Source organism: Acetobacter sp. KSO5 (assembly GCF_044094635.1).
Classification (GTDB): domain Bacteria; phylum Pseudomonadota; class Alphaproteobacteria; order Acetobacterales; family Acetobacteraceae; genus Acetobacter; species Acetobacter cerevisiae.
On record NZ_CP172014.1, the window covers coordinates 583,420 to 601,817 of the forward strand.

General features: G+C 57.3%; 17 protein-coding genes. 6 read left to right on the top strand and 11 right to left on the bottom strand.

Annotation, left to right across the window (positions count from 1 at the left end; genetic code table 11):
* Positions 1-6: 6 nt before the first annotated feature.
* Positions 7-831 (bottom strand): mechanosensitive ion channel family protein, encoded by an 825-nt coding sequence (locus ACHQGU_RS02585; protein WP_197461360.1) that lies wholly within the window; start codon positions 829-831, stop codon positions 7-9.
* A gap of 205 nt (positions 832-1,036) precedes the next feature.
* Between ACHQGU_RS02585 and ACHQGU_RS02590 the strand changes: the two genes are divergently transcribed.
* The 3 genes from ACHQGU_RS02590 (at position 1,037) to ACHQGU_RS02600 (ending at position 3,602) form a co-directional block, all read left to right on the top strand.
* Positions 1,037-1,543, top strand: coding sequence for a DUF523 domain-containing protein (locus ACHQGU_RS02590; RefSeq protein WP_395495761.1), 507 nt, complete (start codon positions 1,037-1,039; stop codon positions 1,541-1,543).
* A gap of 183 nt (positions 1,544-1,726) precedes the next feature.
* On the top strand, positions 1,727-2,752 hold the full coding sequence (locus tag ACHQGU_RS02595) for a ParA family protein (RefSeq protein WP_395495762.1): 1,026 nt from the start codon (positions 1,727-1,729) through the stop codon (positions 2,750-2,752).
* Between the two features lies 1 nt (position 2,753).
* On the top strand, positions 2,754-3,602 hold the full coding sequence (locus ACHQGU_RS02600) for an SIR2 family protein (RefSeq protein WP_395495763.1): 849 nt from the start codon (positions 2,754-2,756) through the stop codon (positions 3,600-3,602).
* 82 nt (positions 3,603-3,684) lie between these two features.
* Here ACHQGU_RS02600 and ACHQGU_RS02605 read toward each other — a convergent pair whose 3' ends face one another.
* The 7 genes from ACHQGU_RS02605 to cbiB form a co-directional block, all read right to left on the bottom strand.
* Complete coding sequence (locus tag ACHQGU_RS02605) at positions 3,685-5,046, bottom strand: MFS transporter (RefSeq protein WP_395495764.1); 1,362 nt, start codon at positions 5,044-5,046, stop codon at positions 3,685-3,687.
* Positions 5,047-5,122: 76 nt separating this feature from the next.
* Positions 5,123-5,716: a hypothetical protein gene (locus ACHQGU_RS02610; RefSeq protein WP_156470147.1), complete on the bottom strand. Its 594-nt coding sequence runs from the start codon at positions 5,714-5,716 to the stop codon at positions 5,123-5,125.
* 149 nt (positions 5,717-5,865) lie between these two features.
* The gene (locus ACHQGU_RS02615) at positions 5,866-7,128 is read right to left on the bottom strand and encodes an MFS transporter (protein WP_062249648.1); all 1,263 of its coding nucleotides are present in this window, start codon (positions 7,126-7,128) and stop codon (positions 5,866-5,868) included.
* Between the two features lie 69 nt (positions 7,129-7,197).
* Positions 7,198-8,889, bottom strand: a complete 1,692-nt coding sequence (locus ACHQGU_RS02620; protein ID WP_395495765.1) for an alpha-keto acid decarboxylase family protein — start codon at positions 8,887-8,889, stop codon at positions 7,198-7,200.
* 40 nt (positions 8,890-8,929) lie between these two features.
* On the bottom strand, positions 8,930-10,804 hold the full coding sequence (locus ACHQGU_RS02625) for a hypothetical protein (protein ID WP_395496367.1): 1,875 nt from the start codon (positions 10,802-10,804) through the stop codon (positions 8,930-8,932).
* Between the two features lie 503 nt (positions 10,805-11,307).
* Positions 11,308-11,946: a 5,6-dimethylbenzimidazole synthase gene (bluB, locus tag ACHQGU_RS02630; protein WP_253550474.1), complete on the bottom strand. Its 639-nt coding sequence runs from the start codon at positions 11,944-11,946 to the stop codon at positions 11,308-11,310.
* Positions 11,943-12,929 (bottom strand): adenosylcobinamide-phosphate synthase CbiB, encoded by a 987-nt coding sequence (gene cbiB, locus ACHQGU_RS02635; protein WP_395496368.1) that lies wholly within the window; start codon positions 12,927-12,929, stop codon positions 11,943-11,945. Before cbiB ends, bluB begins: the two co-directional genes overlap by 4 nt.
* A 241-nt stretch (positions 12,930-13,170) precedes the next feature.
* Here cbiB and cobD point away from each other — a divergent pair, with 241 nt between their 5' ends.
* Positions 13,171-14,163, top strand: a complete 993-nt coding sequence (cobD, locus tag ACHQGU_RS02640) for a threonine-phosphate decarboxylase CobD (RefSeq protein WP_395495766.1) — start codon at positions 13,171-13,173, stop codon at positions 14,161-14,163.
* Entirely contained in the window at positions 14,160-14,972 is an 813-nt protein-coding gene (locus ACHQGU_RS02645; protein WP_395495767.1) for a histidine phosphatase family protein, read from the top strand. The genes cobD and ACHQGU_RS02645 overlap by 4 nt, the downstream gene beginning before the upstream one ends.
* A gap of 26 nt (positions 14,973-14,998) precedes the next feature.
* Here the strand turns inward: ACHQGU_RS02645 and ACHQGU_RS02650 are convergent, their stop codons facing one another.
* Positions 14,999-16,063: an SDR family oxidoreductase gene (locus tag ACHQGU_RS02650; protein ID WP_395495768.1), complete on the bottom strand. Its 1,065-nt coding sequence runs from the start codon at positions 16,061-16,063 to the stop codon at positions 14,999-15,001.
* A 107-nt stretch (positions 16,064-16,170) separates the two neighbouring features.
* Between ACHQGU_RS02650 and ACHQGU_RS02655 the strand changes: the two genes are divergently transcribed.
* On the top strand, positions 16,171-16,596 hold the full coding sequence (locus ACHQGU_RS02655) for a helix-turn-helix domain-containing protein (protein WP_062144107.1): 426 nt from the start codon (positions 16,171-16,173) through the stop codon (positions 16,594-16,596).
* Here ACHQGU_RS02655 and ACHQGU_RS02660 read toward each other — a convergent pair.
* Together ACHQGU_RS02660 and ACHQGU_RS02665 are read right to left on the bottom strand one after the other, a co-directional pair.
* On the bottom strand, positions 16,586-16,795 hold the full coding sequence (locus ACHQGU_RS02660) for a hypothetical protein (RefSeq protein ID WP_062249636.1): 210 nt from the start codon (positions 16,793-16,795) through the stop codon (positions 16,586-16,588). The two genes, ACHQGU_RS02655 and ACHQGU_RS02660, sit on opposite strands and share 11 nt — an antisense overlap.
* A 108-nt stretch (positions 16,796-16,903) precedes the next feature.
* On the bottom strand, positions 16,904-18,373 hold the full coding sequence (locus ACHQGU_RS02665) for an ArnT family glycosyltransferase (protein ID WP_395495769.1): 1,470 nt from the start codon (positions 18,371-18,373) through the stop codon (positions 16,904-16,906).
* Between the last annotated feature and the right edge of the window lie 25 nt (positions 18,374-18,398).

Genomic DNA, 18,398 nt, shown 5'->3' on the forward strand with positions numbered 1-18,398 from the left:
CCGCGTTCAGTTGGCCGGAGCCGCGCGGGTGGTGGTGCCCAGACGGTAGCCGTTCTGTTTGAGAACCTGAATGGCCGTTTCAGAATATTTACCCGTCAGCGGGGTGACGTTACCCGGAGCGCACCAGAAGCTGAGTGTCACAGCAATATTGGCAGGCTGCGGCAGGAAACCGACGGACGGGCCGGGGTTTTTCAGAACCAGCTCATCATTTTGCACAGCACCAAGCAGCAGGGCGCGGGCTTTGTCGATATCGTCGTTATAGTCAATCAGCAGCGTAACAGAGGCCTGCAACATGTCAGACTGAGAGCTGTTGACCACAATGTTGTTGGAAAGCGTGCCGTTGGGCACGTAAATCAGATCGTTTTTGGCATCCCGCAGAACAGTGCGGAACATTTCGATAGATTCCACGGTGCCTGCGCTGCCACCGGCCACAATGGAATCCCCCACCTTGAAGGGGCGGAACAGCAGGATCAGCACGCCACCGGCAAAGTTCGCAAGGCTTCCCTGCAACGCCATGCCCACGGCCAGACCGGCCGCCCCCAGAACGGCGACGAACGATGTTGTGGCAATCCCCACCATGGAGGCCACGCTGATCAGCAGCAGAGCCTTCATCAGCAGGCCGGCAACGCTCAGCAGAAAGCCCTGCAACGTCGGTTCAATATGGCTTGCCGCCATCATCCGGCCCATGGCGCGGATGACCATGTTGATAATCTTCCAGCCAACCAGAAGCACAATAAGAGCCAGAATAACCTGACCGGTGTAGCTTAATACTGTCGGCAGCCAGGCATTAAGCTGGCTCCATAATGAATTGACCTGATGTTCCATAACCATCCCTGAAGTGTCTGTTTGTCACGCGTACGCATCCGCGCACTTACCCCTTTAGTCCAGGGTATTCTGGGCAATTTCAAGACCATGGGGGGAATTGTGACCGCGCGGCCTGCAATAAAGAGGACAAAAAGCGCATGAAACAGGGTAACACCGCATCCGTTTCTGCCGTAAAACAAAGGGCATCCGCAGCAGGCAGGAAGGACGGCCCGTGACACTCCCAAAAATTCTGATCAGCGCCTGCCTGCTTGGCCGCCCTGTCCGTTATAACAGATCCGCAAAGCCCGTTTTACATCCGGCTTTGAGCGCATGGCAGAAGGCGGGGCAACTTGTTATCATCTGCCCGGAAGTCGCCGCAGGCTTCAGCACCCCACGCCCACCGGCTGAAATCACCCAAGGCCAGTCCGGCCCCGACGTACTGGCCACCACCGCCCGCGTTCAGGATACAACCGGAGCGGATGTGACAGACCTGTTCATCACCGGTGCCAAAATCGCGCTGGCCTTGGCGCAGGAACACGACTGCAAATTCGCCATCCTGACCGACGCCAGCCCCTCCTGCGGCAGCACCCACATCTATGACGGCACTTTTCAGGGCCAAAAACACCCCGGCACCGGCGTCACCACAGCCCTCCTCCGCGCCCACGGCGTGCAGGTGTTTGCGGAGACGGAGATTGATGGGCTTGTGGCGTGCTTATTAAAAGCCCGCAGAGAGAATTAATTTTTCAGTCTGTCTTGTTTGAAAAATCTTATAATAATCTGACGGCTTTCGCCTCATTCATTTCGTACAAGAATTTTTTTTGGCACATAAAGGTGAGATAGACAGCAGTTATAATAACAGCTAGAATTCAAATTAAAATCTTGGAAGAATTCCTTCAATAATTTAGAGAAAATTAGAGAAAACATGAAAATATTAACATTTTTTAATAACAAGGGTGGGGTTGGCAAAACAACTCTAACTGCAAACATAGCAGCGTATGCAGCTTTGGAGCTCGGCAAACGTGTGCTCGTAATAGATTGTGATCCCCAGTGCAATATAACACAGCATATACTTGGGGACGAAAAAATAATAAATATGTATTGGCCTGACATTAATGCTAATATTAAACATAATAAATCTAGAACAGTACTGAGCGTCGTTCAGCCTATAGTAGATGGTGATGCTCATGTAGACAAATCGATACGACCACTTCTAGCCAGAAATAATCGTTTCGGTGTTGACCTTTTACCGGGAGATCTACGCTTCTCACTTTTTGAAGACAATCTTTCTCAAGCGTGGAATGAACTCCCTAGTGGAAAAGCTGGTGGTTTCCGAGTGATCGGCTGGCTTTCCTCCTATTTACAGAATTTCGCTGATAATTATGACTTGGTTATGATTGATGTTAGTCCATCTTTGGGCCCCATCAATAGGTCCGTTATGCTTTGTTCAGATTATTTTATAACACCGTTGGGTGCCGATGCTTTTAGTCTGCTTGGAATTAGGAATATATCACAGTGGATCGTTGGGTGGAGTGAACTATACGAGACATCTGTAAAGCATGCAGATAAATTTAATCCTGGAGTATTGCAGAAATTTAGCATCAATACGAAAATTCGGATAAAAAGGGGATATCTTGGATATACTCTTCAACAATATATAGCAAAATCAGTTGGAGGTTCTAAGAGGCCAACCAAAGCGTATGAACGAATAATTTCGGATGTTCCAACAGAAGTTGGTAATTACTTATCTAGATTTGATACAAAAAAAGGAGACTTGCACCTTGGAGATATTCCTAATCTATATAGTTTAATACCAATTTCACAAAAAGCAAATTCTCCAATTATTGCCTTAAAAACAAAAGATGGCTTAGTTGGAAGTCAGTTTGGACAAGTTTTAGAATATAAAAAGATGATTGGTGAATTAACTAAATCTATTATCGGAAAAATTTGATATGAATGCTTGGCCCATCTCTCTCATTAGAGAGATTGCAGAACGAAGAGTGGTGATTTTTATTGGTGCAGGAATTTCCAAGTCTGCCCTTAGTGCATTGCCAACATGGTCTAATTTAATTAATAAATTGGCTGAAAATTTAAATACAAAGACAGAAAAAAAATTAGTTAAAAAAATGGTTTCTAAAGGTTTGCTCTTAGATGCTGCTCAGATAGTTAGCGACGGAATCAATGCTCCTGATTTAGCGACAGAATTAGGGGGAATATTTAAGGTTAAAGCACCACATTCTGAAGTTTATAAAAATATATTATCTATGGATGCAAAGGTCGTAATCACAACAAATTACGATCAGTTTATAGAAAAAAATTTCGACCATTTCACGGATAGTCATTCTCCATATAGCGTATTCAATCAATCCGGGACAAATTTACTGGATAACATAAGATCTCCGTCTAGAGCTTTGATAAAAATTCACGGGTGTATTAGTGATCCGTCGGACTTAATTCTTGATAGATCTTCATATTTTAGGTTGAAGCAAAAGAATCCTGCAACTTTTTCGACCCTTTCTGCTCTTTTTCATGTAAATACAGTTCTTTTTTTGGGTTATTCAGTTAGCGATCCAGATATGCAACTTATACTTGAGTCTATCAATCTGACTAACCAAGCCCAAAATGGGCATTATGCTCTTTTGGCGAAAATGGAACACCCGTCTTTACAAAAATCAATGAAAACCTCCTATAACATTTCTGTAGTTGAATACCCGCGACAAGATCACACCAAAGCCATTGATATGATTGCTGAATTACATCAGAAAGTAAAAGATTTCAGAGAGGAGTATGGCATTATTTAAGGATGGGGGACGATATCATTGTGTCCGTATTTTTAGATAAATCGCCTTAGCGGACATTCCGCCTTTCACTAATACCAGCCCTTTATGACTCTTTCTCACTCCGCACCACCCGCCGGGAAACACTCAGCACAGCACCAAGCAGGGCAAAAGCGGTGGCCAGTTCAAGGCAATGCACAGCGCCGCCGCTGCCTTGGGAGAGGCCGAAGACGAGGGCGACCAGTGCTGAGCCCAGCGCCCAGCCCAGTGTGCGGGCCACGGCCATCATGCCACTGGCCGCTCCGCTGCGGGTGGCGGGGCCAGAGGTCATGACGGTCAGATTATTCGGGGTCTGGTAAAACCCAAACCCAATGCCGCACAGCGCCATCCGCCAGCCCACGTCCCAAAAGGCTGGTTGTGCAGGCATCAGGCTGAGTGCGGCCAGTCCCGTCGCCAAAATTGCCAGACCAACACTGCTTAAAACCGATGCCGGGTGCCGTGTCGCCAGTCGGCCCGCAAAAGGGGCTGCCACGGCAACCAGCACAGGCCATGGCGTCACCAGCAGGCCGGTTGTTACGGCAGACAGATGCATAACCGTCTGGAACAAAAACGGCAGCGCGACATAGGCCAGAATTTGCGCAGTATAGGCGCAGATAGAGGTCAGGATTGAGAGTGAGAAGAGCGGAATAGCCAGCAGATCCAGCGGGAGCATGGGCGTCTTCAGCTTTTTCTGCTGCCTGTAAAGCAGAAGCGTGCAGAGGATACCGGCTCCGATTTCAAGCGCCGCCAGCCCGCTTTCTTTCTGCCCCAGCGCATCAACACCCAGAATGCCCAGCCCCAGAGCGCCCACGTTCAACAGCGCGCCCGCCCTGTCGAACGAGAGCGGGGCGCGCGGGCTGGAGGGAGCCACGCGCAGGAAAAGCACAACCGCCATCACGCCAATCGGCACGTTAATCAGGAACAGCCAGGGCCACGAGGCAACTGCCAGAACCGCCGCTGCCAGTGTCGGCCCAATGGCTGCGGAAATGGCAACCGCCAGCGCAATAATGGCAAACGCCTGATGCAGCATGGCGCGGGGGTAAACACTGCGCACCAGTGCGCCGCTAAGGGCTGCCATACACGCCGCCCCCAGCCCCTGCACAACACGCGCGCCAATCAAAGCGCCGAGTGAGCCGGACAGCGCGCAGGCGAGGGAGGCAGCGGTAAAAAGCGCCATCCCAAACCCGTAAACCCGTTTAAGCCCCAGAGAGTCCGCCAAAGCCGCAGCCGGCAGCAGACTGACCGCAACCGCCAGATGATACACATTGACGACCCAGACCGTCAGCGTCTCGCTACAATGGAGGTCATGGGCGATGGTCGGGAGCGCGATATTGGCAATCGCCCCGTCCAGTCCCCCCAGAACAATGCCAAGCACGGCACACAGCATGACCAGACGGCGCTGCGTATCGGAAACAGGCGGAGTGGTCATAAAGGGTTCCAGTGTCCTGTGTGTAAAAAGGCTGCCTTAATGTCTTACGGAGGAAATATCAAAATTCCGCCAGGTTTTAGCTCAACGTCTCAAAATGTCTCAGTATCCAGGAAACCTCATACACAAGTCCAAGACTGACAAACGCCATATGAAAACGACGATTGGCGGACACAATGGCAACGCCACACAGCACAAGATAGACCGGAACCCGGAACCAGTATTCAGCCGAAAACAGGGCGTAATGCGCCGAGCCTTTGAGCAGGGTATCAATCAGGTCAAAGACCACACTCAGGGCGAAAAATGAGAAAAACCACTTCCTTCTGGAAATAAAGAAGTCCTCATACCCCGTATAATCGCTGATTGAATCCGGGAACAAAAACGCGCTGAGAAAAAACAGAATAATCGCGTAAATAATGAGGAACAGATAGATCTCGAATGTCCAGCTGTGCAGCGTAACCAGCCAGAACTCCCACCACCAGAAATGCATGAGCATGAGCAGCAGCGTCAGCACCCAGCCGATATGAACCGGATAGACCCGCGTTTGTCCGGGGTGCTGAATAATGCGCACCAGACCATTCAGCAGGCGCGCCACACTCAGGCCCACCACCATTCCCATGATGATGCGGACATGCTGAAAAATTTCCGGGGAGGGTAAAGGCGGCTGGGGCAAGAGGGCTGTCCTTCTGATGGGACGCTGATATGACCCGGAATGGTCCTCAGGCTTAGCAGTCTTGTCAATAAACATCGTCCGGCGCGCACAAAAAAAGCGCGAACCCCGTAAGGTCCGCGCTCCTTTGAAAACCCAACTGGCAGAGAGGTTTATTTCTGCACAGCCCAGCCTGTCTCCCGCAGGCGGAAGGCCAGCACGATGGCAACCACAATGCCAATCACCAGCGGCAGGAAGGCCCGGTGGAAGACTTCCATGGAATCACCACCGCCACCCATCAGCGCGGATACCATGGGGGAGAGAATGCCCGTCGTGCCAAACACGAGGAAGTTCATCACACCCGCAGCCGTGCCTTTAACTTCCGGCGGGTTCACTTCCTTCATGGAAGAGAACGGGATCATCGCCGCACCGGAGGCAATGCCCATAATCAGCGCCACAGAGTAACGCGGCATCACGCCAACCGGCACATACAGCGCACACAGGGCAGCAGCCAGCAACACCAGAGCGCCACCAATCAGCACCGGTTTACGGCGGCCAATCTTGTCAGAAATCCAGCCCAGCAGCGGGCAGCCAATCACCCAGCCAATCGGCACCATAGAGATGTCGGAGGCCGCAAACGCCATGGAGACATGCTCGCCTTTGTTGAGCATGGAAGCCCCCCAGCCCAGCGCGCCAATGGTTGTGGGCACAAACAGCAGGCCGCCAATAATCCCGGCATACCAGCTCTGGGGGTTCCCGAAGATGGTCTTGAACGGCTTGAGCAGGTTTTCAGCAGACAGATGGCCGTGGTGGGCCGAGCTGTCCCCGGAATCCCGCGGCATGACAAGCCATGTCGCAATGGCCAGACAGACGCCAATTACCCCAAAGCCCAGCCACACTTTCTGCCAGGGCAGGTGGAAGGATCCGGCAGGGTCAATCAGAATACGGGTGGGTTTGGACCCAAACGCGGCCCCGGCCATACCAAGGCACTGCGTCAGCCCCACAAACAGGGCCAGCGTGCGCGCCGGCAGATACCGGGCTGCCACGTAGGAGGAGCCAACAAAGGCGCAAATGGCCCCCAGCGCCTGAATAACATACCCGCCAATCCCGGCGGGCATGCTGCCCTGTGCAAAAATCAGGCAGCCAACACTGGTTATGGCAATCCCCACCGGCATGGTGGCATGTGCGCCATAACGGTCCAGCAGCACGCCCACGGCCAGAGCGGCAAGTGCATAAACAATGTAGTAGGAGGCAATCATCAGGCCGAGGTGGCTGTTGCCCCAGGCCTGCGTCAGCTCATCCTGCATAATGCCCGGAGCAGAGCGGATGGCGTACTGATAGAAATAGAACAGGGCGCAAAGAAACCACGCCAGCACATAAAGCGGTTGTATTTTTTGCGGCTGTGGGGCGGCGCTGGGTGTGTTGGAAGCCGACATTAACAGGTGCTTTTCAAAAAGGTGCAGGCCGTGCCCGTGCCTTGCAGGGGCACGGCCATGCAGGTTGACTTATTTTGCAGGCGGACGGCCGTTTGCCGTGGCCACATGGCGGCCCCAGGAAATCAGCTCGGACGTGCAGTCATCACGCGGAATCACGCATTCGATCAGGGTCGGGCCTTCCTTGTTTTCCAGCGCGACCTTCACTGCATCGGCCAGTTCACCCGCCGTTTTGGCGCGCAGACCTTTGCCTTTGCCATCCTCAGCGTTGAAGGCGCTGATGATGCCTGCGTAATCCCAGTTCTTGATGTTGTTGTACGGACCATCATGAATTTCAACTTCGATGGTGTACCCGGCGTTGTTGATCAGGAAGATGATAACCGGCAGCTTGCGGCGGATCATCTGGGCCACTTCCTGCGCCGTCAGCTGGAAGGAGCCGTCACCCACCATCAGAATGGTGCGGCGTTCCGGAGCACCCACAGCGTAGCCAAAGGCAGCCGGAACAGACCAGCCAATGTGGCCCCACTGCATTTCCAGTTCCACACGGGCACCGCGCGGCAGCCTGGTGCGCATGACGTTGAACCAGCTGTCACCCGTCTCACCAACAATGGTGGTTTCCGGTGTCACCAGGCTCTGCAACGTCTGCTGGATGTCCGCACGGGTCAGAACGTCATCACCCTTGCCGGTGGTTTCCACCATGCGTTCGGTATGCACACGCTTGTACTGGACCAGCGTGGAATCCTTCTTCGGCTTGTTCTTGAAGTACTCTGCCAGAGCTTCCAGCAGTTCCTTCAGGTGAATGTTGTCGAAGGAGTAGCCGTGCAGCTTGGTGATGTTCTTGTCCAGAACAGCCACGTTCGGGCCCTGCGGCCATGCCGTCCAGCCTTCGGTGGAGTAATCGTTAAAGATAGGGGCCAGCGCAAGAATGCTGTCCGTCCAGTTAAAGATTTCATTCACACCCGGCGTGGAGGCGCTGCCCCAGAAGGTGCCGACGTAAGCGGGGTGATCTTCAGGGAAGAAGCTCTTGGCCGCGGCCATAGTGGCCACAACACAGCCCAGCGCGTCAGCCAGCTTCACAGCGGCTTCTTCCGCACCGGCGGCGCGCAGGCGGCTGCCAACCAGAATGGCGGGCTTTTCGTGTTTTTCAATGAAGTCCGCAACAGCTTTTACAGCTGCATCCAGCGTGTCCTTGTTGGAGGCCGGGGCATCCAGAACGGCGCTGATGGGGCCGGGGGCTGCACAGGGCTGGGCAGAGACGTTACAGGCAATTTCAATATAAGCCGGTTTCTTCTCACGCAGCGCGGTGCGGATGGCGTGGTCGATCTTTTCAGGTGCATCTTCAGCAGACGTAATGGACACTGCCGCACAGGTCAGCTTTTCAGCAATCTGCAACTGGTAGGAATAGTCCGTCGTGCCAATGGTGTGGTGCAGGATGTGCCCGCTGCCGTGGTCATTGGAGTTCGGGGCGCCGGAAATCAGAATAACCGGCAGGTTTTCCGCATAAGCGCCACCAATGGCGTTCAGTGCAGACAGCGCACCAACGCTAAAGGTCACAACTGCAGCCCCTGCGCCGTTTGCACGGGCATAGCCTTCGGCAGAGAAACCGCAGTTCAGCTCGTTACAGCAGTAAACCTGCTCACAGTCCTTGTTCATCAGAAGCTGGTCGAGCAGCACAAGGTTATAATCCCCTGCCACTGCAAAGTGATGCTTCAGGCCAATCTGGGCAAGACGCTCAGCAAGATAAGTGCCAACTGTATAAGACATCGAGTTCTCTCTCCTTTGGCGAGTATTTTGCAATTCCAATTTACTGGAACGGCAAATATCGGAAGGTGACGTAAACTGTGTTGCCCGAAGTTGTCGGGTACACACTGTTGTTGCTGCCGTCATTGCCTCTGAAGGCAAACTTCCGGATATAGGTGTATTGCAGGCCCCCCATCACACTGCCGTAGCGGCCTTCAACAAAGTGCCACCAGCCACCGGCGGTGAGGGATGCGAGCGTACGGGTCTGGGCGTTACAGGTGCCGAATTCCACATCGCACCCGCCCAGATTGAGGTCATTCACACCGTAGCCATACTGGGCGCCATCTGCGCCAATGTATCGCTTGCGTCCGGCTGTCTCGATACCCCCGTAGGTGTAGAGCAGCACGGACGGGGTGGGATGCCCGATAAGACCAAGGGAGCCCATCAGCTCCGGTACGGGGGACAGAGCGCCCCGCGCATTGGGCGTGGTATCCGGGATCAGGCTCGGCCCGTAACGGCCAATGCCTTCCCCTGCCAGAATGTTACCGGCCATCTGGAGTTTTTTGGTCCCCAGAGGCGTTGTCATGCCAGCGCCCACGCCACCGCCAAAGCTGGTGTGCTTTTTGGTGGTGGTCATGCCCGGTTCCACCGCAAGGGAGCGGAACCAGCGGGCCATGCCGAACACTTCATAATGCCCGAACGAGGTATCCGCAGCGCCTTTCAGAATAATGTCCGGCGCGGGGTTATAGCTATATTGCGTGTTCGGGTTCAGCAGCACGCCGCCTGCATTGGCATAATACACGCGCGCGCCCACCTTCTCTCCATAGGCCGCGGGCAGGGTGCTGCCGGAAGACAGGGCGGAAGAGAACCCAACCGTCGCCTGCGGATCTTCAATGGACAGGCCGAGCCAGTATTTCTCATGCCAGTCCTTGCCAATGCGGATCTGCGGGACACGGGTAAAGGTAATACCGGGGATCTGATTGTTATCCGTCACGGCAGGCAGTTGTTCCTGGCGCGGCAGAATGCCCTTGGCGTAGTTGGTGGAAAGGCTCCACGCCTGACCCATCAGGATATGCAGGCCCCACTCCTTCTGCGTGAAGGTAAAGTAGCCCTGCCGCAGGCGCGGCGTGTACCCGCTGATCTGCACACTGTTTGTCGTGCCGCCAGCCCCGGCAAAGTCACTTTCCACATAGGCCTGCAAGCGGACGTCCTTGGACGGGTTCGCTTCCATCAGCACAGACATACGGCTGAGCTGCGCGGACATCCGCTCTTCACTCAGCCCATGGTTGGGGCTGTTGGCGTAGGGGAAGTTGTTCCATGCCGTGGCGGGGCCACTGGTCATGTTGGAACTGCGCCAGATATTGGAGAAATCAATAAACCCGCCCAGCCGGACGGAAATGCCGCCAATGCTGAAAATGGGGGGCAGGCGGTCCACGTCCGTCTGGGTAATGGAGGACGGGCTGGAAGAAGTCAGGTCGATAGCGGATTTGGACGGCTGGGCTTCCGGCTGCTGCGGCATCCATCGGAACCCGGCAAACCCGGAGCCACTGTTCAGGGTCGGGTTCTGACTGGCGCCAACTTCAATCGGCTGTGCCCCGCCGGAGAAGCGAATACCCGGATCAGCCGGACCATCTGTCCGCAGGCCGGAAAGCCCCTCAGAGAAACCACCATGCGTGCTCGCGGCGGTGCGCATCCCCCCAGAGGACGCATTTTTTGCACTGGCCGTCCGCACCCCAGCCGTAGTGCGGGCTGAGGCGACCTGATGCCCGTTTTGTCCGTGTTTGAGCGCCTGCCGATGCTCAATGGCTTCCACCTGTGCTGCCAGCTTGCGCATCTGCTCTTTAATGGCTGCGAGTTCCTGCGCATCATCCGCATGAGCGAGCGATGGTTCACTCAGAACACAGACAAGAGCCGTTCCGAGGAGAAGTCTGGTATCCAGTTTTCTGGTGTCGGTAGAACCCCGGAGCGCAGGCGCTTTCACACTAAATCCTCAGAAAATTATAAAACTTTGTTATAGATAAACTGGTTTTCTGTGAAATAGGTAGAAACCTCAATGATTCATATCAATATTACATAGTGTTAATTATATCAAAAAGAGTCTGACAACATTTCGTGAGATGAGATTTATAAAAAGCGAGTATATACCAAAAAACCTTAAAATAAACTTTATGATCTTCTGAGGCTTTGAAAACGCAGGAAAGAGAAAATTACTGGTCGTGTCAGGGGGCTTTTCGGGCCGATTTCTGGTTTGAAAGACTGCCTTGATTTATCAGAAAGTCTCATAAACCATCAAAAATCTGTCATGATTTTTCGGCAGGCGCGCAGGGCAGCCCTCCGGTCCGCAGCATGCAGAAGCGCAGGCCGCGTCATGGATTCTTAATTTTGAGACGAATGTGCCGGACTCGTTCCCACGCCGTCATACGCTCGGGCAACAGGCCTGAGTCAGCGGTTAATCCATTGCCTGCGGGCCGGGTTGCGTTGCTCCCATCCCCGGCGTTCCAGCTCCGGTGTGTCGGCCTGTTCCGCCGGATAGCCCACACACAGATAGGCCAGAAACTGCCAGTCCGGCGTAATGCAGAGCGTGCGGCTGGCGTCCTCGGGGTTCAGGATGGAGACCCACCCCAGCCCGACACCCTCCGCCGTGGCCGCCAGCCAGAAGGTGTGAATGGCCATAACGGCAGACCACACGGTGGTTTCCGGCATGGTGCCACGCCCCAGCCCGCGCCCCTGTGCGGGGTTGGTGTCACAAAAGACGGCAATATGGTGCGGGGCATCATCCAGCCCGGCCAGCTTGAGCGTGGCGTAACGCTGTGCGTCATCACCGCTATGGCCCGTCAGTGCTTCCGCATTACAGCGGGCAAAGTTTTCCCGGATTTCAGCGCGACGTGCCGGAGCATCCACGCGCACAAAGCGCCAGGGCTCACTCAGCCCCACGGAGGGGGCAAGGCAGGCGGTTTCCAGAAGGCGAGACAGCACGGCCTCGGGCACCGGGTCCGTGCGGAAATGGCGCACATCGCGCCGCCACGTAAAAAGCTGGTCCAGAGAGGCACGAAAAGCGGGGGAGAAAAGGGGGGCTGTCATGCCGGGATCATGAAGAGAAGTGCCCCCACCAGCAAGACCCCCACCAGAATAAGACAGGCGCGCCGATACAGCACCAGCCCCCGGTCCAGATCCGCCACGGTTGCCTCCGGCGTGCCGGCCCCCATCCACGCATCTTCCACGCGCACCCCTTTATAAAGGCGCGGCCCCGCCAGCCGCAGGCCTAACGCTCCCGCCATAGCGGCTTCCGGCCAGCCTGCGTTGGGGGACCGATGGCGTGGTGCATCCCGTCGCACCGCCGCGCGGGCTGCGGTCCGGTTCTCCGCCGGGGCGGCTAAGATCAGGCAGAGTGCCGCAACGCGGGAGGCAGGCAGATTCACCGCATCATCCAGTTTGGCCGCCGCCCAGCCAAAAGCGGCATGGCGCGGGGTGAGGTGGCCAATCATGCTGTCCGCCGTATTGACCGCCTTGTAGAACACCGCCCCCGGCAGGCCGAACACCGCCGCCCACAGCAGGGGGGCCACAATGCCATCGGAGAAATTCTCGGCCAGACTTTCCAGCGCGGCTCGCACAATCCCGGCTTCATCCAGCGCGGCGGTGTCCCGCCCGACAATCTGCGCCACAGCCTGCCGCCCTCCGGCCAGCCCGTTCTGCCGCAGGCCAACGCCCACAGCGCGCACATGCTCCCATAAGGATTTCTGCGCGACCAATGTGCAGGTGCCCAAGGCCTGCACACCCAGCATGACGGGGGCTGGCAGAAAACGATACCCCACATCCAGCACCGCCCCGGTTATCCAGAGCGGCACGCCCACAATCAGGATCAACGCCAGCACGCCCATCCCGCGGCGTTTGCGCTCGGAAAATTCTGGCTGGTTGAGGGCGGTGTCCAGCCTGTCTATCAAGGCTCCAAACCACATTACCGGATGCCCGATGGCCGCCAGCAGGGCAGGGGGATAACCGCAAGCGGCTTCCAGAATGGCGGCAAGGGCTGCTACGGGGAGCGTGACGGAAAGAGGGAACACCATGCGGGTAGCAGACTCACTAAGCGGGCAGGCCGGAGCAGAACCGACCAAAAGCATGCAGGGAAGCCCGCAGACTACCACGCACGCCCCCTCTGCTGCCATCCCTGAGTCAGCATCCGTGCCACCAGTGCGCGCTGCCTCATCCACGGTGCGAACTGCGCTACCCGTGCCGGTTTCTGCCACCGCGTCCGCGCCGTCAGAGGCTCTCCCATTCCCCACCCACGGCGGGCAGGTCCGGGCCGTCATGGCGCATTTTCCGGAAGCACCCCGGCCTTATTATGATCTTTCCACCGGCATCAGCCCGTATGCTTATCCCCTTCGGATGCCAGACCCGGCCGTGCTGGCCCGCCTGCCGGAAGAAGACGAAGAGGCCGACCTTCAGGCTGCCGCTGCCTTCGCCTACGGGCTGAGCAATCCCGACATGGTGGTGGCCGGGGCCGGGAGCCAAAGCCTGATTGCCCTGCTGCCGCGCCTGCTGCCCGCGCAGCGCGTGTGCCTGCTGGGGCCAACCTATTCGGGCCACGCGCAGGCATGGCGTTTGCAGGGCGTGCCCGTGCAGCAGGTGACGGACCCTGCAGCACTGGAGCAGGCCGCCATTCAACCCGGCACGGTCTGCGTGGTCTGTAACCCCAACAACCCCGATGGTCGCCTTCTCTCTGCTGACTGGCTGCACACACTGGCCAACACCTGCGCCGCGCACGGCACTGTTCTGATTGTAGATGAAGCCTTCGCGGATTTTGAGCAGGAGAGCGTCGACCCCCTCCTGCCGCATCCCGCACTGGTTGTCCTGCGGTCCTTCGGCAAAACCTACGGCCTGCCCGGTGTGCGGCTGGGCTTTCTGCTCGCCAGTCCGGAAACCGCCGCACAAGCCCGCGCTGTACTCGGGTCATGGCCTGTGGGCAGCCTCGGTCTGGCTGCCGGACGACAAGCCTTGCGTGATACCGCATGGCTCCACACCGCCAGAGCACAGGCCCGCGCTGCCCATACCCGCCTGACCACTCTTCTGGATGCCACCGGCCTGCGCCATACCGGGCAGGCCAGCCTGTTCACACTGGTGCTGCATCCTGATGCCCCGAGCCTCTGGCGACATTTCTGCACCTATGGCCTCGTAACCCGCATTTTTGCAGACCAGCCGGGTCGCCTCCGCCTAGGCCTGCCTGCGACAGACGCCGCATGGTCCCGGCTGGAAACCGCCTTGCAGGCATGGGCCGCGCATCCCAGAGGCACGGCCCCATGACGGCACCCCCCGAAACCCAAACCATCCGGCTTGTCTGCCTGACATCCACCCTGCCAGACGCCGTCAAACAGGGGCGAATCCCACCGCGCGAGGCTCAGACTGTAGCCCGCACTCCCGCCGGACCGGAGGGCTTCACCCTTCAGCAACTCCGCAAACCGCCGCGTTTCACACAGATCATTCTGGCTGGGGATTGCACCTGTGAGGGCCTGAGCAGCCCGCTTCCAGCCCCGGAACAGATTACCACCCCGGTAAACCTGTCCGCGCAATTCGCCGCACAGTCACCCGCTCCGCAGGTAGACGATGCCTCACAGAAGCCCCACTTTCCTGCGGACCTGCCCATAATACGCACCGCCAGCCTGCAAGACCGCAATTACGGCACATGGCACGGACAGGCCTTGCGCGATTTGCCACCAGACGCCCTGAACGCCTTGCTGCACGACCCGGATTTTGCCCCACCGGAGGGCGAGAGCCTCCGCCAGTTTCACACCCGGATCGGCGCGTGGCTCACTACCGCATCCCAAGGGGAAATGGCAGAGGTCGAACCGGGTGCTGCCGACCTTTCAAACAGTCCCTCCAGCAGCGGCGCTCGCCCCAGTGCCCCCTCCGGTAAACAGTCACGCACACGGTCAGACACAAGCGCCCGCACGCACCTGCTCATAGCCCGCCCCGCCGTAGTGCGCGCACTCGCAACGCATATTCTGCAAGGCGGCCCGGAGATGGCCACCCGGCTGGACATCGCCCCGCAGACCACCAGCCTCTTCACCCATCACGCCGGGAACTGGCGGGTGCGCGCGCTGGGTGTGCCGTAAAGCTGCGGTAGGAGCAGAAACCCGCCTTACGGAATCAACCGCTCCGCCCGCATCCGCGTAAACAGGTCAAAAAACGCGGTGGGGGTGGCGCAATAATCGGTAAAGCCCGCCAGTCGGCTTTTGGTCATGTCCGTTACACATTCCACCGGGCGGCCCAGATCAGCATCCGTGTGCCAGGCCGAGGCCAGTCGGGTGATGTCCGGCTCCCGCAAGCCGTGCTTCTGGCTCAGACTGGCCCAGAGGTCTCCATCCTGCGCCAGCTTGGGGGCCAGCGGTGAGGCTTCTTCCGGGTAAGGCGCTGCCTCCAACCCGAACCATGCGGCCAGTTGTGGCCACAACCACTTCCAGCGGATCACATCGCCATTGACGATATTAAACGCTTCATTCCGTCCCGCCGCACTGGTGGAGGCCCACACAAGGTGCCGGGCAAGCTGGCGGGCATCGGTCAGATCCGTCAGCCCGTGCCACTGCATGGGGGAGCCGGGGAACACAAACGGACGCCCGGTTTCCTTGCAGAGAGACGCATAAACCGCCAGCGTCGAGCCCATATTCATGGCATTGCCCACGGCATAGCCAATCACGGTATGCGGGCGATGCACGCTCCATGAAAATCCGTGCTGTTGCGCCGCTTCATACAGCGCGTCTTCCTGATCGTAATAGAAGTTTTCCAGCGGCAGGCGCGGCATGTCCTCGCGGAAGGGTGTCTGCGGCGGGGTGCCGCTGGCATAGGCTTCAAACGGACCGAGATAATGCTTCAGGCCCGTGGTCAGCGCCGCGTGCTCCACAGTGTCCGGTGCGGGCAGGGCGTGAAACAGATTGCGCACCATGGCGCTGTTCACGCGGCAGTTTTCAGCTTCCGTCGCATGCCGCAACCATGAGCAGAAAAACACGTGTGTGGGCCGCAGGCCCGCCAGCGCCGCAGAGAGGGCCTCGGGGTTGAGTAAATCCGCTGCCACCGGCAAGACCCCCGCGCTCTCCATGCGCGGCCTGCGGGCCAGCCCGTAAACCACCCAGCCATCAGCCACCAGCCGCGCGGAGAGATTTTGCCCGACAATACCTGTCGCACCCACAACAAGAGCTATTCTGGACATCAGATTTTCCTTTCCGGTTTATCCTCTGTCCTGCACTCTGCGCTTCTGGTTTTTCGTGCGCCAGACGGCACTATTTCGTGCCCTGGTTACCAAAAGGTGCCCACACCATGCCTTCTTCGCTACCGTCGGTTTATCGTCAGGCCCCCTTTGTGGAAGATTGCGCGCCGCGCCGCGTGCTGCGTCTGTTCAGCGGAAAATGGACCACCATGATCCTGCATACGCTGCATCTGCTGGGGGACGCATCACGACCGGGCAAACTCCAGCGGAGTGTGCCGGGCCTGTCCAAAAAAATGATGACGCAGACATTGCGTGAGCTGGAACAGTCCGGCCTCGTCAGCCGCCATGTTCAGCAGATCATGCCGCCCAGCGTGGAGTATCGCCTGACACCCGCAGGCCTGATTTTTATTGAACCCATAGAAATGCTCTACGCATGGGCCATTGACCACGCTGCGGAGCTGGACGCTCTGACGGCAAAGCAGGCATCAGGCGCACGCCCTGCGGAGCATGCGCCCGAGCAGAGCGTTACTTTTTAGAGGTTTTGAACCGGTAAAGCGCCAGAACCATCAGCACCTGCATACCCGCCACGGCCCCATCCAGCAGCCCTTTATCAAGGTCGCTTATGGGCAGGTTTGCCACATACAGTATCGCCAGAGGCATGAACATGATGGGAAACAGCAGCATGTTCTGGAAAGACGACTTTTTCACAGCCTTTGCTTTGTACCGTGCAGGCATTGTCCAATCCCTTTTCTGCAAACGACTCACTCACAAATCGCAATGAAAACGCTCGCACACCCTGCCGCCCGGCGCAAGACTCTTCGTGCTGGGGCACGTCTGGCGGGGTCACGGAGCGCGCTGATACACCACAACCGCAGTTTGCGGACCCTGATGGCGGTAAACTTCCCGGTAATCCTGTGTCAGCGTCTGGAACAGGTGGGCGCGGATGCTCAGGTTTTCACCCGCCCAGGCCGGGGCCTGCGTCACAACGTAGCGGGGCTTTTGTGCCAGCACATGGTCCAGCTCCGCAGAGGGGTTCATCCCGGTCGAGTGGATTTCCGCCTGCTCATTGAAATGGCCGGGGAAGGGGTGGTTTGTCAGGCCGCACCAGTGTGAGGTGTCATACAAAACAGGCGGCCCTTCATACACAAACAGGCACCCTTTAGGGTCCGGCATGGCGGCCAGATAGGCCTGATAGGTCCGCATATCGCCATTCTCAAGACGGTGGTTGTGCAGACGCTTCTGCGCGGTGACGGTCTGCACAGCCAGCATAAGCACCAGCCAGAACCGGCCCGCTTTCCGGTTCCACAAAGGGCTGCTGATGACGGCAAGCGGTGCAAAAAGCGGCAGCGCATAATGGAAATACCAGCCGCCAAATACTGCCACACCGCAGCAGGCGGCCACCGCCCATAAGCTGAGAAACTGTCGCTGGGCCTGCCCCGGCGCATGGCGGCACAGCCAGACCGCAACAGCACCCCCGGCAAGCAGCGGGGCAATGGCTTTGAGCAGCCTTATTCTCAGAGCGGCCGTTTCGGCTGGCGGCATCGCCGCACGCAGAAAAATGGAATCCACATTGGCAAAAAACCAGTCATGCGCATGGCCGATGACGGCATAAAACAGGAAAACTACCGCCGTGGGCAGGACTGCCGGGAGCACCCAAAGGGCGGCATCCGCACACAGGCCGCGCCGTGTCTGCCCATGGCGTGCCGCATACCAGAGCAGGTAAAGGCCCAGAAAACAGCCTTCAAACACTGTGGTGTATTTGATCTGCATGGACAGGCCAAACAGCCCCATGGCCAGCATGCCCACCCGGCGCACCTGCCGGGGGCCATCCGGCGCCAGCACCACTTTGAACAGAACCAGCGCCATGGCGGCTGCGACAAGCAGCGTATAGAAAACCGGTGTTTGCCCGCCTTCACCCCCGCACAGGGTAAGGCCGGTGCAATACAGCATGCCCGCCACCACTGCGCCGCCGCGCGATGTCAGGGTGCGGGCCATTTTATAGAGCAAAAGGCTGGTGCCCCACACCGCCAGCGCCGCGCCTATTTGATAGGCCAGCACACGATACGGCCCAAAAAGATGAAAACCCGCGTAAAGCACAAATAAAAGCGCAGGTTTTCTGTCCCAGAAGGCGAGATAGGGCAGATCCCCGTGTAAAATCCGACCTCCGCCAAAGAGGTAGAATTCTTCATCAATATTAAGGAGGGGATTTCCGAATGTCTGAAAACGCGAGGCAACCGTAAAGAGCAGAAGCAGGACGGCAGGCATAAAACGGTGGTGGAAAAGCGTTTTAAAAAAGGGAGCGCGCAGAGACATAGAGATCCGAAGGGGCTTTTGCCAG

Coding starts and splice junctions, on each gene's coding strand:
- ACHQGU_RS02585 (WP_197461360.1), bottom strand. CDS start 831: ATGGTTATGGAACATCAGGTCAATTCATTATGGAGCCAGCTTAATGCC.
- ACHQGU_RS02595 (WP_395495762.1), top strand. CDS start 1,727: ATGAAAATATTAACATTTTTTAATAACAAGGGTGGGGTTGGCAAAACA.
- ACHQGU_RS02600 (WP_395495763.1), top strand. CDS start 2,754: ATGAATGCTTGGCCCATCTCTCTCATTAGAGAGATTGCAGAACGAAGA.
- ACHQGU_RS02605 (WP_395495764.1), bottom strand. CDS start 5,046: ATGACCACTCCGCCTGTTTCCGATACGCAGCGCCGTCTGGTCATGCTG.
- ACHQGU_RS02615 (WP_062249648.1), bottom strand. CDS start 7,128: ATGTCGGCTTCCAACACACCCAGCGCCGCCCCACAGCCGCAAAAAATA.
- ACHQGU_RS02620 (WP_395495765.1), bottom strand. CDS start 8,889: ATGTCTTATACAGTTGGCACTTATCTTGCTGAGCGTCTTGCCCAGATT.
- bluB (WP_253550474.1), bottom strand. CDS start 11,946: ATGACAGCCCCCCTTTTCTCCCCCGCTTTTCGTGCCTCTCTGGACCAG.
- cbiB (WP_395496368.1), bottom strand. CDS start 12,929: ATGGTGTTCCCTCTTTCCGTCACGCTCCCCGTAGCAGCCCTTGCCGCC.
- cobD (WP_395495766.1), top strand. CDS start 13,171: ATGGCGCATTTTCCGGAAGCACCCCGGCCTTATTATGATCTTTCCACC.
- ACHQGU_RS02645 (WP_395495767.1), top strand. CDS start 14,160: ATGACGGCACCCCCCGAAACCCAAACCATCCGGCTTGTCTGCCTGACA.
- ACHQGU_RS02650 (WP_395495768.1), bottom strand. CDS start 16,063: ATGTCCAGAATAGCTCTTGTTGTGGGTGCGACAGGTATTGTCGGGCAA.
- ACHQGU_RS02655 (WP_062144107.1), top strand. CDS start 16,171: ATGCCTTCTTCGCTACCGTCGGTTTATCGTCAGGCCCCCTTTGTGGAA.
- ACHQGU_RS02660 (WP_062249636.1), bottom strand. CDS start 16,795: ATGCCTGCACGGTACAAAGCAAAGGCTGTGAAAAAGTCGTCTTTCCAG.
- ACHQGU_RS02665 (WP_395495769.1), bottom strand. CDS start 18,373: ATGTCTCTGCGCGCTCCCTTTTTTAAAACGCTTTTCCACCACCGTTTT.